This is a genomic window from Streptomyces sp. NPDC046727 (genome assembly GCF_040645635.1).
Lineage (GTDB): Bacteria > Actinomycetota > Actinomycetes > Streptomycetales > Streptomycetaceae > Streptomyces.
Window position 1 is genome coordinate 63,334 of record NZ_JBEYYR010000008.1, and the last position, 14,404, is coordinate 77,737.

Here is a 14,404-nt window from a genome sequence, read left to right on the forward strand (position 1 = left end):
CGCGTGCCCGTCAGGTCGTCTCGTCGCCCTGCGCGACCTCCACGCGGTGATGGACGTCGGCCGTCCCGCTGACCGAGGCCACGCAGGACAGGGCGGCGCAGGCCGCGAGGAGCGTGGCGACCGTGCGGCCGGCCCGGGGTGCCCGCGGGGCGGCCAGCAGGGCCTGGACGCGCTGCGGTACGGCGCCGCCGGCCGCGCCGGGGACGAATCCGGGGCGCGTGGAGCGGGCGGTCTGGGCGGCGAGGGCCGCGCGGGCGATGGCCCGGGCGGTCAGCCTGCGGTCGCCGACCGAGGCGGCGGCGGCCTCGTCGGCGGCGCGCTCGGCGGCGAGCCTGATCGTGTCGCGGACCGGGCGCAGCGCGGGGTGGCAGTGCGCCGCGAGTTCGGCGGCGGCGAGGGCGTAGTGGTGGCCGCCCGCGTTGTGCGCCCGCTCATGGGCGAGCAGCGCCTCCCGCTCGGGCCCGTCCAGGCTGCGCAGCATCGCGGTGGTGACCACGACCCGGTGCGGGCGGCCGGGCAGGGCGTAGGCGTCGGGGCGGGCCGAGTCCACCACGCACAGGTCACCGGCGGCGGGTCCGCGCCCGGCCTCGGCGCGGGCCGCCCGGAAGGCGCGGGCCTGGCCGCGGACCGAGCGGACGAGGGTCCAGCCGCCCACGGCTAGCGCGCCGACGGAGGCGGCGGCGGCCGGGAGGAGGAGGGCGTCCGGGGCGGTGCGCAGCGGATGGACCAGTTCACCGAGCGCGGCGAAGAGCGGCAGCTTCAGCAGCCCGAGCAGGACGAACAGGCTGAGGGCCAGCGCCGAGCAGCCGGCCAGCAGCACCGCGCAACCGGTGACGGACCACAGCGCGGCGGCCGGGCTCAGCCGGTCCAGGGCCCGGCGGGCCAGGGGCGGCAGGGCGAACGGCAGCAGCAGCGGGAGCAGCAGGAGCAGGGCGGTCATCGGCCGTCGGATTCGAGCAGGTCCCGCAGGATGCGTTCGTCGTCCGGGCTGAGCTGGGCGACGAAGCGGGCGAGGACGGTCTCGCGGTCGCTGTCCCGGTCCAGTTCGCTGTGCATGCGGCGGGCGGTGAGTCCGTGGGCGTCCTGCACGTCCCGGACGGGGAAGTAGGCGTAGCCCCGGCCCTGGCGCCGCCGCTCGACGACCCCCTTGTCGTGCAGCCGGGTGAGGATCGTGGTCACCGTCGTGCGCGCGAGGCCGGTGCCGAGGCTCTGCTGGACCTGGCCCGGGGTCCGGGGTGCGCCGGCGGCCCAGAGGGCGGCCAGGACGCTCGCCTCGAGTTCGCCGGCCGGCCGGCGTTCGTCCTTGGCGTCGGTCATGGGGACGTTCCTCACCCCGTCTTCGTGTGCGGTCCGGAAGGCCGTCCACGCCATCGTAGTCAGCCGGGTGCCGTCCCCCGCGAAGGTGCCCGACGGCGCTCGGCGGGGGGACCAGGGCCGCGGACGTAGGCCGCAGGCCGGAGGTGCGGTGCGGCGGGGCCCGGTAGCGTCGCCGGGCATGAAGATCACCGAGCCGGCCCGCACGGCGGCGCAGCGCAAACAGGACGTACTGGCCCGTCTGGAGCGGGAGATCGACATCTGGGTGGCGAGCGCGGACGCGCAGGGGCTGCCGTGTCTCGTACCGCTGTGGTTCGCCTGGGACGGGGAGTCGCTCTGGCTGTGCACCCGCGGCACCAACCCCACCGGCCGCAATCTGCGGGGCGGCGGCCGGACCCGGCTCGCGCTCGGGGACACCCGGGACGTCGTGCTGGTCGACGGGGAGGTGCGGGCCTTCGGTGCCGGGGACGTGCCGGAGGCGGCCGCCGCCGCGTTCACGGCCAAGACCGGCTGGGATCCGCGGACGGACAGCCCGGCGTACGTCTATTTCCAGGTGCGCCCCCGCGCGGTGCAGGCATGGCACGGGGTGCACGAGCTGCGCGGCCGGCATCTGATGCGGGACGGTGCGTGGGTGGTGTGACGGTCAGCGCGCTCGCCTGCGGCTCGCGTCGAGCCGCGCCAGCTCCTCGCCGGTGAGCCGCAGGGCACCGGCGGCGACGTTCTCGACCAGGTGGTCGGGGTTGCCGGTGCCGGGGATGGCGAGGACGTGCGGGCCCCGGTGCAGCGTCCAGGCGATGCGGACCTGTGCGGGGCTCGCGCCGTGGGCCCGGGCGACGGAGAGCACCGCGTCGTCGTGCGCGGTCGTCGCACCGTGCTCTCCGGCCGCTCCGGCCACGGCGTAGAAGGGGACGAAGGCGATTCCGTGCTCGCCGCACATCCGCAGGACCTCGTCGTCGACGGGATCGGGGCGGTCCACGGCGTACCGGTTCTGGACGCTCACCACCGGCGCGATCTCCAGCGCCTCGGCGAGGTGCCGGGGCTCGACGCCGGAGATCCCGAGGTGCCGGATCAGGCCCGCCTGGCGCAGCTCGGCGAGCGCGCCGAAGTGTTCGGCGATGGAGTCCTGGCGCATCCGGCGGAGGTGGACGACGTCGAGGTGGTCCCGGCCGAGCTGGCGCAGGTTCTCCTCGACATGGCCGCGCAGCTGGTCGGGCCGGGCGGAGGTGCCCCACTCCCCGTGCAGGTCGCGGTGGGGGCCGACCTTGGTGGCGATGACCAGGTCACGGGGGTACGGGGAGAGCGCGGTGTTGATGAGTTCGTTGGCGGAGCGCAGCGACGAGAAGTAGAAGGCCGCCGTGTCGATGTGGTTCACCCCGAGTTCGACGGCCTTGCGCAGGACGGCCAGCGACCGTTCCCGGTCGCTCGGGGTGCCGTGGTGGAAGGCGGCACTGCCCGTCAGCCGCATCGCGCCGAAGCCGATGCGGTGGACGGGCAGGTCGCCGAGTTTCCAGGTGCCGGAGGCGTCCGCGGAGATCGTTTCAGCAGTCATCGGCGGAGTCTCGCACAGGGCGCCCGGCCGGGCGTCAGCAGTACAGGTTGGCGCCCGGTGAGACCCCGAGGATCTGGGTGAAGCGCTGGTAGGCGTCGACGCGGCTCTGGACCTGCGCGGGGTTCTTGCCGTCGCACTCCAGGGAGCCGTTGATGGAGCGGATGGTCTGGCCGAAGCCGGCGCCGTTGACCATGGCGTTGTGCGGGGTCATCGTGCCGGGCCCGGACTGGGTGTTCCAGTACCACAGGCCGGTCTTCCAGGCGACGGACGCGTTGTTCTGCACCAGGTCGGGGTTGTGGAGCAGGTCAATGCCGAGCGCGTCGCCGGCGGCCTTGTAGTTGAAGTTCCAGGAGAGCTGGATGGGTCCGCGCCCGTAGTAGGCGGCCTGGCCCGCCGGGCAGCCGTACGACTGGCTCCAGTCGCAGTAGTGCGGGTAGTTGGCGGTGTTCTGCTCGACCACGTGGACGAGCCCGCCGGTCTCGTGGCTGACGTTGGCGAGGAAGGCGGCGGCCTCCCGCTTCTTCACGGTGTCGCTGCCGGAGTTCGCGAAGGCGGGGTAGGCGCCGAGGGCGGCGGTCAGACCGCTGTAGGTGTAGAAGGAGTTCCGGTTCGGGAACATCTGGTTGAACTGCGTCTCGCTCACCACGAATCCGGCGGCGGAGGCCGAGGGCGCCGCCTGGAGCACCAGGGCGGAGGTTCCTATCGCGAGCGAGGTCAGCAGTGCGGCGATGCGGTGCCTCAACACGTATCAACTCCTTTGCGGAGCACGGCCGCACCCGCCGGAGGGGACGCGGCCGTGGTGGGGGTTGGGCACACTCAACCGCCTTGGTCTGTACCAGTCAAGGGTTTAGACCAGTCAAAGAGCCCGCGGTTGCGCCGGCGAACGCCCTTGAGGCACAGACGAGTCGGGCCCGGCCGCAGGTGCGGCCGGGCCCGTGGGGCTGCGGAAGGTCAGCTCAGCGGCTTCGCGAGAACCGCCTTGCGGTGGCTGAACGTCTCGATGGAGTAGCGGCCGTGGTAGTTGCCCATGCCGCTCTCCCCCACCCCGCCGAACGGCAGGTCGGAGACGGTGAGATGGGCGAGGGGCAGGCCGTGGCCGAGGCCGCCCGAGGAGGTCTCGGCGGCGATGCGCGCGCGGGTCTCGTCCGACTCGCTGAAGACGTACAGGGCGAGCGGCTTGTCGCGGTCGTTGATGAAGGCGATGGCCTCGTCCAGGCCCGCCACGGTGACGATCGGCAGGATGGGGCCGAAGATCTCCTCCTGCATCACGGGCGACTTCGGGTCGACGTCCGCGAGGACGGTGGGCGCGAGGTACTTGGTCGCGCGGTCGCCGACGCCTCCGACGGCGACCCGGCCCGAGCCGAGCAGACCGGACAGCCGGTCGAAGTGCCGCTCGTTGACGATCCGGCCGTACTCCGGCGAGCGCGCCGGGTCGGTGCCGAAGAGGCCCTCGACCGCGCGGACCAGCGCGGCCTCCAGGGCCGCCGCGGTCTCCGGGTCGGTCAGGACGTAGTCGGGGGCGACGCAGGTCTGGCCGGCGTTGAGGAACTTGCCGCGGGCGAGCCGGTCCGCGACCACCTCCGGATCGGCGTCGCGGTCCACGAACACCGGGGACTTGCCGCCCAGTTCGAGGGTGACCGGGGTGAGGTGCTCGGCGGCGGCCCGCATCACGATCCGGCCGACGGCGCCGTTGCCGGTGTAGAAGATGTGGTCGAAGCGCTCGGCCAGCAGGGCCGTGGTCTCCGGGACGCCGCCCTCTACGACGGCGACCGCGTCCGTGTCCAGATAGGCCGGGATCAGCTCGGCCAGCGCGGCGGAGGTGGCGGGGGCCAGCTCGCTCGGCTTGGCGACGACCGCGTTGCCGGAGGCCAGCGCGCCGACCATGGGGGCGAGCAGCAGCTGCGCCGGGTAGTTCCAGGGGGCGATAACGAGGACGACGCCCAGCGGGTCGTACTGCGTCCAGGCGGAGGCGTCGGCGCCGAGGTGCGGCGGGACGGGCGCGGGCTCGGGGCGCAGCCAGTCCGCCAGGTGCTCCAGGGTGTGGTCGATCTCGCGGACGGTGAAGTCGATCTCGGTGCGGTACGCCTCGGTGCTGCTCTTGCCGAGGTCGGCGTGGAGGGCGGCGGCGAGGTCGGCGCCGCGTTCCGTGAGCATCGCGCGCAGCCGGCGCAGCTGGCCGGTGCGCCATTCGACGGGCTTGGTGCGGCCGGTGGCGAAGGTGGCGCGCAGCCGGGCCACGACGTCGGCGGGCTGCTCGGGCAGGGACTGGTTCACGGATGCCTCGCTCGTGGTGCACGGGCCGGTCCGGCCCGGGTTCTGGGTCTCGTCAGTTCAGATGTATATGCCAACCTTTCATGTCCTCAAGTTCATTCCGGATCCCTTCCGGGGTGACGAGGGTCACGTTACCGAGCGGGCCGTCTCCCGCTGCCGTCGCCGCAGATGCGCCCGCTCGGCCTCGGTCGCGGGCGCCGGCCCCTGGCTCTCGGCCACGGCGACGGCCCGGTTCAGGGCGACGACGGGGGTGGGAGCGACGGCCATGAGCTGGTCGTACAGGGCGAGGACCTGCCGCCAGTCGGTGGCGGCGGCAGTGGGCGCGTCGCTGTGCACCGCGTTGATCGCTGCCTGCGGCGGACCAGTTCCTGCCCCGCGGCGATCAGCGCCCGGTCCCATCGGGTGCGGTCCTGCTCGGGCAGCGGGACCAGGGCACCGTCCGCGCCCTGCCGGGTCGGCCGCCGTGCCTCGATCAGCAGCATCAGCGCGAGCAGGCCGGTGACCTCGGGTTCGTCCGGCAGGGGCACGCGGTACGGGATGCCCGCGTCCCGGATCTCGGCCTTGGCGCGCACCAGTCGCTGGGCCAGGGTCGGCTCGGGCACCAGGAAGGCGCGGGCGATCTGCGCGGTGCTCGGGCCGCCGAGCAGCCGCAGGGTGAGGGCGACGCGGGACTGCCGGGCGAGTGCGGGGTGGCAGCAGGTGAAGATCAGCCGGAGCCGGTCGTCGTGCACGGGTCCCTCCTCGGGCGGTGCGTCGGGGGCGTACAGCCGGGCCGCCCCGGCGTGCCGGGCGTCCCGGGAGGACTCGGGGCGCAGCCGGTCGATGGCCCAGTTGCGCGCGGTCGTGATGATCCAGCCCGCTGGGCTCGGCCATCGCTGCCGCTCCGCCGTCAGTGCTGGTCCACGAAGGGCCGTACCTCGATGGGCAGTGTGGTGGCCAGGGCCGCCCTGCGCCCCCATGCCAGGGCCTCATCCAGGTCGGCGGCCCGGGCGCCGGCGGCGCGCAGCCCGTCGTCGAAGGCCTCGACCCTGCGCATGATCTCGGCGAGGGCCTCGGGACCGGGCGGGGTTCCACCGGCCCGCTGGACCACGCTGAGCAGGTGGTGCTTCATGGCGTCCTCCAAGGCGTCGGGCCCGTGTCGGGCTCTGTGTCACCTCCTGCACGAACGGCCCGGCCCCGGATCGACACCGCGCGCCGCGATCGTGGAGAGAATTCTCCGGGAGAGCCGGAAGAATCCTCCGCATGACCCTCACCCCGCATCCGCTCGTCGTCCGCGCCCGCCGGCTCGCCACGGACCTGCTCGTCCCCGCGGCCGAGCGGGTCGACCAGGAGGGGGTGCCCGCGAGCCATGTCGAGGCGGTGAAGCGGTCGGGACTGCTCGGGGTGACCGCGCCGGCGGACCACGGCGGCGCGGGGGCGCCGCCGGCCGTGCTGCGCGAGACCGCGGAGATCCTGTCGGGGGCATGCTGTGCGACCTGGTTCGTGCAGACCCAGCACCACACGCCGGTGCAGACCCTGGTACGGAGCGAACTTCCCGTGCGGGAGCGGCTGTTGGGCCCGCTGTCCCGCGGGGAGCTGCTGTCCGGGGTGGCGTACGCGCACGTGCGGTCGTTCCCGCGGCGCCCGGTGCGGGTCCGCCGGGAGGGCGACGGCTGGCGGTTCGACGGGACCGTCCCCTGGTACACCGGCTGGGGACTGAACGACGTGATGCTGCTGGCCGGGGTGACCGACTCCGGCGAGGTGCTGTTCGCCTTCGCCGAGGCCCGGGAGCAGCCGGGGCTGCGGGCCTCGGCGCCGATGCGGCTGGCGGCCCTCACCGCCGCGCGCACGGTGTCGCTGGACCTGGACGGCCTGTGGCTGCCCGCGGAGGCGGTGGCCCTGCGCACGCCGTACGAGCGGTGGGCCGTCGGCGACCGGGCCAAGACCCTGCACACCAACCCGGCGGTCTTCGGCGTGGCGGAGGCCGCCCTGTCCCTGCTGGACGACGCGACGGCCGGCCCGCTCCGCGCCCGCCTCGCCGACGTCCGCCGCCGGGCCTACGCCCTGGCCGACCTCCCGGCGCCAAAGGAGCGGGCCGGGGAACTGCTGGCGGTGCGCGCGGAGGCGTACGAGGTGCTGCGTACGGCCACCACGGCGGCCGTCGTGGCCGGCGGTGGCCGGGCGATGGCGCTGACGAGCCGCGCCCAGCGCCTCGCCCGGGAGGGGCTGTTCCTGCTGGTGCAGGGCCAGACGGCCGAGTCGCGCGAGGCCCATCTGCGGGCGCTGACCGGGGCCCCGGCCACCGCGGCCGAACAGGACCGGTAGGGGGCGGCCCGGCCCGTGTGTCCGGCGCCGCTCAGCGTCGGCGCAGCAGGCGGTGGGCCACGGCGTGGGTGCCCGCCGTGGCCGCCGCCGCGAAGGCCAGGCCCTGGACGACGTCCCGCGGGCGGGTGGGACGCAGCAGCCCGGCGCGGCGCAGCCGGGCGCGGGCCCACAGGGTGAAGGGGAGGACGACCAGGGGCGTGGTCACCGAGCCGGGGGTGTATCCGCGGACGGTCGCCGCCTGGGCGAGGTGGACCAGTCCGTGCGCGCCGAAGCCGTTCAGCGCGGTCTGGTAGACGGCGGACCGCCCGCCCGTGCGCCGGCCGTCGGCCGCCGCCGCGGCGACGACGACGGCCATCGCCGCGACCGCCGTACCGAACCGGCGCCGGTCCACGGCCGCCAGTCCGCGCCACACCGGCTCGGGCACCCGGGGGAACCGCTCGCGCAGCTCCGGCACCTGGGTCCGCACCCAGCGCGGCACCATGACGACTTCCTCGGTGTCGTGCACCGCCCAGGCGGCCAGCAGGCCCCACGTGACGGCCGGAGGCACGGCGTTCGGCTCGCTTCTCATGAACACGCAGTCTGCCAGGGCGGGTTGCTCAGCCCGTGAACGGCACCTGCGCGGAGGCGGTCGGCGCCGTCGCGCCGGGGTGCGTCCACAGTCCCTGCGCGGCCAGCCGGGGCAGGACGCCCTCGCCGAACCAGTACGCCTCCTCCAGGTGCGGATAGCCGGAGAGGACGAACTCGTCGATGCCGAGGGCGTGGTACTCCTTGACGCGCTCGGCGACCTCGTCGTGGCTGCCGACCAGGGCCGTCCCGGCGCCGCCGCGCACCAGGCCGATGCCGGCCCACAGATTGGGGTGGATCTCCAGGCCGTCCCGGCTGCCGCCGTGCAGGGCGAGCATGCGCCGCTGGCCCTCGGACTCGCTGCGGCCGAGGCCCTCCTGTACGGCTCGTACGGACTCCGGGTCGAAGCCGTCGAGCAGCCGGTCCGCCTCCGCCCACGCCTGCGCCGAGGTGTCCCGGGTGATGACGTGCAGCCGGATCCCGAAGCGCAGGGTACGGCCGTGCTCCGCGGCGAGCTTGCGGATCCAGGCGATCTTCCCGGCGACCTGGGCGGGCGGTTCGCCCCAGGTGAGGTACACGTCGGCGTACCGGGCCGCGACCTCTCCGGCGGCGGCCGAGGAGCCGCCGAAGTACACCTCGGGGACCGGATCGGGCACCCGGCTGAGCCTCGCCTCCTCGACCCGCAGATGCTCCCCGCGCAGGTCGACGCTCCTGCCCTCCCACAACTCCCGCACGATGTGCAGGAATTCACCGGTACGACGGTAGCGGGCGGCCTTGTCGAGGAAGTCGCCGTAGGCCCGCTGCTCGTGGCTCTCGCCGCCGGTGACGACGTTGAGCAGCAGCCGTCCGCCGGTCTGGCGCTGGAAGGTGGACGCCATCTGGGCGGTCAGGGTCGGCGAGACGAAGCCGGGCCGGAAGGCGACCAGGAACTTCAGCCGCTCGGTGTTCTGGCTGACCATGGCGGTGGTCAGCCACGCGTCCTCGCACCACGCGCCGGTCGGCGTGAGAGCGCCGACGAAGCCCAGGTCCTCGGCCGCCCGGGCGATCTGGCTCAGGTAGGCGACGGTCGGCGGCCGGTCGCGGCCGGACGCGGTCGCCGGGGTGCCGTGGCCGCCGCCGACGACATCGCGGCTGTCGCCGTTGGTGGGCAGGAACCAGTGGAAGGTGAGGGACACGTGGGGTCTCCGATCACTTGTGTCCGTGGCAGCAACCAGGCGGTACTGCGGCGCATGTGGCGACGGCGGGCGCGGCGGAAATCCTGTGGGGGAACTACTCGCCGAGGATTTCGGGCACGCGGAATTCCGGCACGGAAGGACACGGAAGGGACAGGGAATTCCCGCCGTGACGGATGGGCCCGGGGAAAGGGGAACCGCTGGTCAGACCGCGGTGCGACAGGAGGCGCTGGAGACGCGCGCGAGGTCGACGTGGCGTCGCCGCGTGAGGTCCAGTCGCATCGTCATGCCGTTGATCGTGGCAGCAGCCGTGACGACCGTCAAACCTGATCGGTGTGCACATGCCAGCCCGACCGACGGATCGGAGGCGCCGCCTTCCCGGGCCTACACATAAAGAAGAAATAAGAGCAAACTGGACTATGCGTCGCTTACCGCGCACCGAACCGGACGCGGTCTGGCTGCATAGTCGAAGGAGACGACTCATGGCCAACTTGCACAGGGGTGACATAGCGAGCCACCCCGATGTCTCCGAAATGCGGGAACGCTACGCCCGTATGCTCGGCGGTCGTGATGTGGCGCTCGTGGACGGGCCGGTGTTCCTGCTCGGCCTGTACTGTGCCGCGTCGCCGTGGATCGTGCACTACACGGCGAGCCAGCCCGCCCTCGTGGCCCACAACCTGATCCTGGGCATAGCGATAGGCCTGCTGGCACTGGGATTCACCCGGGCCCCCGAGCGGATGTACGGCCTCAGCTGGGCCATGTGCGCCATGGGTATCTGGATGATCATCGCCCCATGGGTCGTGGGCAGCAGCCCGGACGCGGGTGTCATCGTCAACAACATCGTCATCGGAGCCCTGGCCCTCGCCCTCGGACTGATATGCGCCGGTACGGCAGCGAAGAGCACCTCAAGGCCGTAAAAGAGAAGACCGAGGAAAGGAAGGAAGGACAAGCGGGGCCGGTTCACCCGGGTGGACCGGCCTCCGCTTGCCCGCTTCCGCTCAGCGGGACGGCACCAGCCACGGCTCCTGCGGCAGGGTCCGGCCGGTCTCCAGCAGCGACTTGAGGTTGGACAGCACGGCCGGCCAGCCGGACGCGACGTCCGCGCGCTCGCCCTCGTCCTTGAGGTCCTCGTGGATCACGGTCAGTCGGACGATGTCCTCGTGCGGCCGGATCTCGAAGGTGACCCGGGAGTGCCGGTCCTCCCGCCCCTCCTGGTCGGGCGCGGCCCAGGTGGTCACCAGCCGGGTCGGCGGCTCGCTCTCCACGACCCGGCCGACCACGTCGGCGACGCCGGAGCCGTCGGTGCGCACATGCTCCCAGCGAGAGCCCGGCCGCCAGTCGGAGACATTGCTGTGCCCCCAGTAGGCGGCCGTCAGGTCGGCGTCGGTGAGCGCCTCCCAGACCTTCTCGGGCGTGCTCGCGATGTAGGTGACGTACACAAAACTCGGCTTGTCGGTCATGGCTTCCTCGGCTCGTCGCTTCACGGCGCCGAGCGCGCTCAGGCGCGGGCGCTCGAACTTGTCGATCCACCGCTCCTGGATCTCGTGGAGCGGCACGGGGTTGAGGTAGTGCAGCTTCTCCCGCCCCCGCCGCACCGTGCTGATCAGATGGGCGGCCTCCAGGACGGCCAGATGCTGGGTCACCGACTGGCGCGTCATGGCGATGCGCTCGCACAGCTCGCCCAGGGTCTGGCCGTTGTTCTCGTGGAGCCGGTCGAGCAGGGCTCTGCGGGTGTCGTCCGCCAGCGCCTTGAAGACCTTGTCCATCCGGGTGTCGTCCTCCGATCGCACACTCGACGTTATGCAGGCAATTGCCTGCATGTCAAGAAAGCCCGGCCGGGCCCGTCGGCTCAGCCGGCCACGGTGAAGGAGATCCACACGTCCGGGGGCAGCTCCGGCCGGCCCGGCACCGACCGGGGCTCCCGGGTCCACGCGTCACCGGCGAGATCCTCGGCGACCCGTTGCCAGAAGCGCACCGCGGCCGGGTTGTCCTGCTGGAAGGCGATCTCCCACGGCCCCGGGTGCCGGGTGAGCACCTCGCGCACGGCCCGCAGCCCGACGCCCCGGCGCCGGGCCCCGCGCACGACGAAGAAGCTGTTGAGGACGCGTACCGGGCCGTCGAGTCCGCGGACGAAGGCGAACCCGGCGGGACGCTCGCCGCAGCTCAGCAGGTACGGCGCCCAGCCGGGCCCGGTGAAGGCGGACGTCACGCGTTCGCTGCGGAAGGTGCCGTCGGCGGCGGGCAGGGGCCCGCCGAACTCGGACAGGTCGTGACGGAACATCAGCCACAGCCGTTCCACGGCGGGCTGGTCCTCGGGGGTCGCGGGGCGGACGGTGACGTCCGCGTTCATGATGTCGGTCATGAAACGAAAATCTCCCCGGCGGACCAGGTCCGGCCGGGGAAATGCGCGTCGACGCGGGTAACTCTAGCTCACTTCAAGGGGTGTTGTCCGCCCGTCGAGCTCCTCGCTGGTCTCCTTCGGGCCGAACGGCCACACCTTCTCCAGCCGCGCCCAGACCAGGAAGGCCACGCAGCCGAGGGCCAGCCAGGCCAGGGACCACTCGACGGGACGGCGGCCCGGGGAGTTCTGGTCGGCGTACCCGTAGATCACGCACCAGCCGGCGAAGGCCACGACGCTCGGCAGGGGGTAGAGCCACATCCGGTACGGCCGGGGCAGCGTCGGCTGCCGCCCCCGCAGCACGGTCAGCGCGACGATCTGGGCCAGCGCCTGGACGATGACCATCACCGTGGTGAGCAGCTGGATCAGGGTCGCGAGGTCGGTGTGGCGGCCGATCAGGAAGCCGACGGCGGTGATCACGCCCATGGTGGCGAGGCCGAGCGTCGGGAAGCGGTGCTTGGGGTGCAGCTTCGCGTACGGGCGGAAGAAGACCCGGTCGCGGGCGGCATCGTAGGGCACCCGGGAGCCGCCGAGCAGTCCGGCGAAGACGGAGGCGAACGCGGTGATCAGGATCAGCACGGTCACCGTGTCGGCCGCGCCCTTGCCCCAGGTCTCCTCCAGCACGGCGGAGGCCACCGAGGTGGAGGCGATGTCGCCCGGGTCGGTCATCCGGCGCCAGTCGACGACACCGAGGGTGCCGATCTGGAGCAGCAGGTAGATCGCCATGATGCCGAGGATCGAGAACAGGACGGAGCGCGGGAGCGTACGGCCGGGGTCCTTGATCTCGGCGCCCATGTAGGCGGTCGTGTTGTAGCCGAGGTAGTCGTAGATGCCGATGGTCAGGCCCGCGGCGAAGCCCGGCCAGAAGTGGCCGCTCGTCAGGTCGAAGGCGCCCGCCGGGTAGGTGAAGGCCAGGTGCGGGCTGAAGTCGGTGGCGGCGGCGGCGATCACCAGCAGTACCGAGGCGATCATCACGGTCCACATCACGGCGGTGATCCGGGCGATGTGCTCGATGCCGCGCCAGAGCAGGAGCACCACCAGGGCGATGACGCCGAGGCCGGTCAGGTCGCCGGCGGTCCGCCCCAGGCCGGGGGCGAGATAGCCCAGGTACTGGACGAAGCCGACCACGCCCGTGGACATGATCAGCGGGATGAAGAGCATCGCCGTCCACACGAACAGGAACGGCATCAGGCGGCCGGTGCGGTACTGGAAGGCCTGGCGCAGATAGACGTAGCTGCCGCCGGAGCCGGGCAGGGAGGCGCCCAGCTCGGCCCAGACCAGCCCGTCGCACAGCGCCAGGACCGCGCCGGCGAGGAACCCGATGACCGCCTGCGGGCCGCCGAACGCGGCGACCATCAGCGGGATGGTGACGAACGGGCCGATGCCGCACATCTGGCTCATGTTGATCGCCGTGGCCTGGAACAGGCCGACGCGACGGACGAAACCACCCTGGGGTGGCGGGCTACCGGACATGGGGGACTCCTGACGCGACGGGCGCTCCGCGGCACCCGGCGGGGGCGACTGGCCGATAAAGTTAAGGAGCCTTACTAGGGCCGTCAAGTAGGCGTCGGCGCATGCACGAGAATGGTGTGATGCCCGCCAGCGATGCCGTAGAGCAGCAGGAACAGCCCTGGAGCCGCCGTCGCCTGCGCAGCACCAACGAGCGGCTGCTCCTGGACCGGCTGCGCGGCCTCGGCGCCGCCTCACGCGCCCAACTGGCCCGGGAGACGGGCCTGTCGAAGCCGACGGTCTCCAGCGCGCTGGCCTCGCTGGCGGCGGCCGGCCTGGTGCACGAGGTCGGCACGCACGCCCCGGAGCGCGGCCGGACCGCCGTGCTCTACGCCCCCGACCCGGCCGCCGGGTACGCGCTCGGCGTGGACATAGGCCGGGGCTGGCTGCGGGTGGCGGTGGTCGACCTGGACGGCACGGTGGTCGCCCGGGCGGACATACGCAACCGGGCCCGCGCCTCCGCCGCCCTGACCGCCCTGGTCGTGACCACCGCCCGCCAGGTGATCGCGAACTCGGGCGTGGACCCGGCGGAGGTGGTGCACGGCGTGATCGGCACCCCGGGGGTGTACGACGAGAAGCAGCGGCGGGTGCGGTACGCGATGCATCTGCCGGGCTGGGGGCGGGCCGGGCTCGTGGACCACATACGCGCGGAGCTGGACGTACCGCTGGAGGTGCACAACGACGCCAACCTGGCGGCGCTCGGCGAGTACACGTACGGCGTCGGGGCGGGCAGCCGGCTGTTCGCGTACATCCTGATCGGCACCGGTCTCGGGATGGGGATCGTCGGCGAGGGGCGGCTGTTCACGGGGGCGCACGGGCTGGCCGGGGAGATCGGCTTCCTGCCGTGGCACGGCCGGCGGAAGCCGGAGCGGCTGGAGGACGCGGTGTCGGGGGTGGCCGTGGTGGAGACCGCGCGGCAGTTCGGGATGCGCGGGCAGCTCACGGCGAAGGCCGTCTTCGACGCGGCCCGGCGGGGTGATCCGGCCGCCGTGCGGGCCGTGGAGCTGGAGGGCGAGCGGATCGCGCACACCGTGGCGGCCGCGGCCGCCGTGCTCGACCCGGACCTGGTGGTGCTCGGCGGCGGGGTCGGCCACAGCGTCGACCTGCTGCTGGAGCCGGTGCGGGAGCACATGCGCGCGCTCACCCCGCTGCGGCCCCGGATCGCGCCGAGCCGGCTCGGCGAGGACGCCGTACTGCTGGGCGCGGTGGCCACCGCGCTGGACACCGCCCGGGACCTGGTGTTCGACCGCCGGACGGCCGGAACCTGAGCCGTGCAACGGCCATCGCGGCGCGGGTCGTTGACACGCCCCGGAGAGCGCCTTA

General features: G+C 73.2%; 16 protein-coding genes and 1 pseudogene. 4 read left to right on the forward strand and 13 right to left on the reverse strand.

Annotated features, from left to right (window positions below):
• Positions 1 to 10: 10 nt before the first annotated feature.
• Positions 11 to 940 (reverse strand): M48 family metalloprotease, encoded by a 930-nt coding sequence (locus ABZ937_RS12290; RefSeq protein WP_361689625.1) that lies wholly within the window; start codon positions 938 to 940, stop codon positions 11 to 13.
• Positions 937 to 1,317, reverse strand: a complete 381-nt coding sequence (locus tag ABZ937_RS12295) for a BlaI/MecI/CopY family transcriptional regulator (protein ID WP_361689628.1) — start codon at positions 1,315 to 1,317, stop codon at positions 937 to 939. The genes ABZ937_RS12290 and ABZ937_RS12295 overlap by 4 nt, the downstream gene beginning before the upstream one ends.
• A gap of 178 nt (positions 1,318 to 1,495) precedes the next feature.
• Between ABZ937_RS12295 and ABZ937_RS12300 the strand changes: the two genes are divergently transcribed.
• Positions 1,496 to 1,954, forward strand: coding sequence for a pyridoxamine 5'-phosphate oxidase family protein (locus ABZ937_RS12300; protein ID WP_361689631.1), 459 nt, complete (start codon positions 1,496 to 1,498; stop codon positions 1,952 to 1,954).
• Between the two features lie 3 nt (positions 1,955 to 1,957).
• Here the strand turns inward: ABZ937_RS12300 and ABZ937_RS12305 are convergent, their stop codons facing one another.
• From ABZ937_RS12305 to ABZ937_RS12325, 5 genes and pseudogenes are all read right to left on the reverse strand, one after another.
• The gene (locus tag ABZ937_RS12305; protein ID WP_361689634.1) at positions 1,958 to 2,863 is read right to left on the reverse strand and encodes an aldo/keto reductase; all 906 of its coding nucleotides are present in this window, start codon (positions 2,861 to 2,863) and stop codon (positions 1,958 to 1,960) included.
• A 34-nt stretch (positions 2,864 to 2,897) separates the two neighbouring features.
• Positions 2,898 to 3,566: a chitinase gene (locus ABZ937_RS12310; RefSeq protein ID WP_361690170.1), complete on the reverse strand. Its 669-nt coding sequence runs from the start codon at positions 3,564 to 3,566 to the stop codon at positions 2,898 to 2,900.
• A 248-nt stretch (positions 3,567 to 3,814) separates the two neighbouring features.
• A complete protein-coding gene (locus tag ABZ937_RS12315; protein ID WP_361689637.1) occupies positions 3,815 to 5,137 on the reverse strand; it encodes an aldehyde dehydrogenase family protein in 1,323 nt (440 codons plus the stop codon).
• 123 nt (positions 5,138 to 5,260) lie between these two features.
• Positions 5,261 to 6,003, reverse strand: a pseudogene (locus tag ABZ937_RS12320) (DUF6596 domain-containing protein); the annotation flags it as partial.
• Between the two features lie 20 nt (positions 6,004 to 6,023).
• Positions 6,024 to 6,245: a hypothetical protein gene (locus ABZ937_RS12325; protein WP_361689640.1), complete on the reverse strand. Its 222-nt coding sequence runs from the start codon at positions 6,243 to 6,245 to the stop codon at positions 6,024 to 6,026.
• A gap of 131 nt (positions 6,246 to 6,376) precedes the next feature.
• Between ABZ937_RS12325 and ABZ937_RS12330 the strand changes: the two genes are divergently transcribed.
• On the forward strand, positions 6,377 to 7,438 hold the full coding sequence (locus tag ABZ937_RS12330) for an acyl-CoA dehydrogenase family protein (protein ID WP_361689643.1): 1,062 nt from the start codon (positions 6,377 to 6,379) through the stop codon (positions 7,436 to 7,438).
• 31 nt (positions 7,439 to 7,469) lie between these two features.
• On the opposite strand, the gene ABZ937_RS12335 is transcribed toward ABZ937_RS12330, so the two are convergent.
• The 3 genes from ABZ937_RS12335 to ABZ937_RS12345 form a co-directional block, all read right to left on the reverse strand.
• Positions 7,470 to 8,006 (reverse strand): HXXEE domain-containing protein, encoded by a 537-nt coding sequence (locus ABZ937_RS12335; RefSeq protein WP_361689646.1) that lies wholly within the window; start codon positions 8,004 to 8,006, stop codon positions 7,470 to 7,472.
• A gap of 28 nt (positions 8,007 to 8,034) precedes the next feature.
• Entirely contained in the window at positions 8,035 to 9,177 is a 1,143-nt protein-coding gene (locus ABZ937_RS12340; protein WP_361689649.1) for an LLM class flavin-dependent oxidoreductase, read from the reverse strand.
• A 201-nt stretch (positions 9,178 to 9,378) separates the two neighbouring features.
• Positions 9,379 to 9,462 carry a putative leader peptide gene (locus ABZ937_RS12345; RefSeq protein ID WP_361690173.1) on the reverse strand — a complete coding sequence of 28 codons (84 nt, stop codon included), beginning with the start codon at positions 9,460 to 9,462 and terminating at the stop codon, positions 9,379 to 9,381.
• Between the two features lie 194 nt (positions 9,463 to 9,656).
• Here ABZ937_RS12345 and ABZ937_RS12350 point away from each other — a divergent pair, with 194 nt between their 5' ends.
• Entirely contained in the window at positions 9,657 to 10,091 is a 435-nt protein-coding gene (locus ABZ937_RS12350) for an SPW repeat protein (RefSeq protein WP_361689652.1), read from the forward strand.
• A gap of 81 nt (positions 10,092 to 10,172) precedes the next feature.
• On the opposite strand, the gene ABZ937_RS12355 is transcribed toward ABZ937_RS12350, so the two are convergent.
• The 3 genes from ABZ937_RS12355 to ABZ937_RS12365 all read right to left on the reverse strand — a co-directional run bounded on the left by ABZ937_RS12355 (position 10,173) and on the right by ABZ937_RS12365 (position 13,045).
• Entirely contained in the window at positions 10,173 to 10,940 is a 768-nt protein-coding gene (locus ABZ937_RS12355) for a metalloregulator ArsR/SmtB family transcription factor (protein WP_361690176.1), read from the reverse strand.
• 83 nt (positions 10,941 to 11,023) lie between these two features.
• Positions 11,024 to 11,536, reverse strand: coding sequence for a GNAT family N-acetyltransferase (locus ABZ937_RS12360; RefSeq protein WP_361689655.1), 513 nt, complete (start codon positions 11,534 to 11,536; stop codon positions 11,024 to 11,026).
• A 63-nt stretch (positions 11,537 to 11,599) separates the two neighbouring features.
• Complete coding sequence (locus ABZ937_RS12365; protein WP_361689658.1) at positions 11,600 to 13,045, reverse strand: APC family permease; 1,446 nt, start codon at positions 13,043 to 13,045, stop codon at positions 11,600 to 11,602.
• A 119-nt stretch (positions 13,046 to 13,164) separates the two neighbouring features.
• On the opposite strand from ABZ937_RS12365, the gene ABZ937_RS12370 reads away from it, so the two are divergent.
• Positions 13,165 to 14,349, forward strand: coding sequence for an ROK family protein (locus ABZ937_RS12370; RefSeq protein WP_361689661.1), 1,185 nt, complete (start codon positions 13,165 to 13,167; stop codon positions 14,347 to 14,349).
• The last annotated feature ends 55 nt before the right edge of the window (positions 14,350 to 14,404 follow it).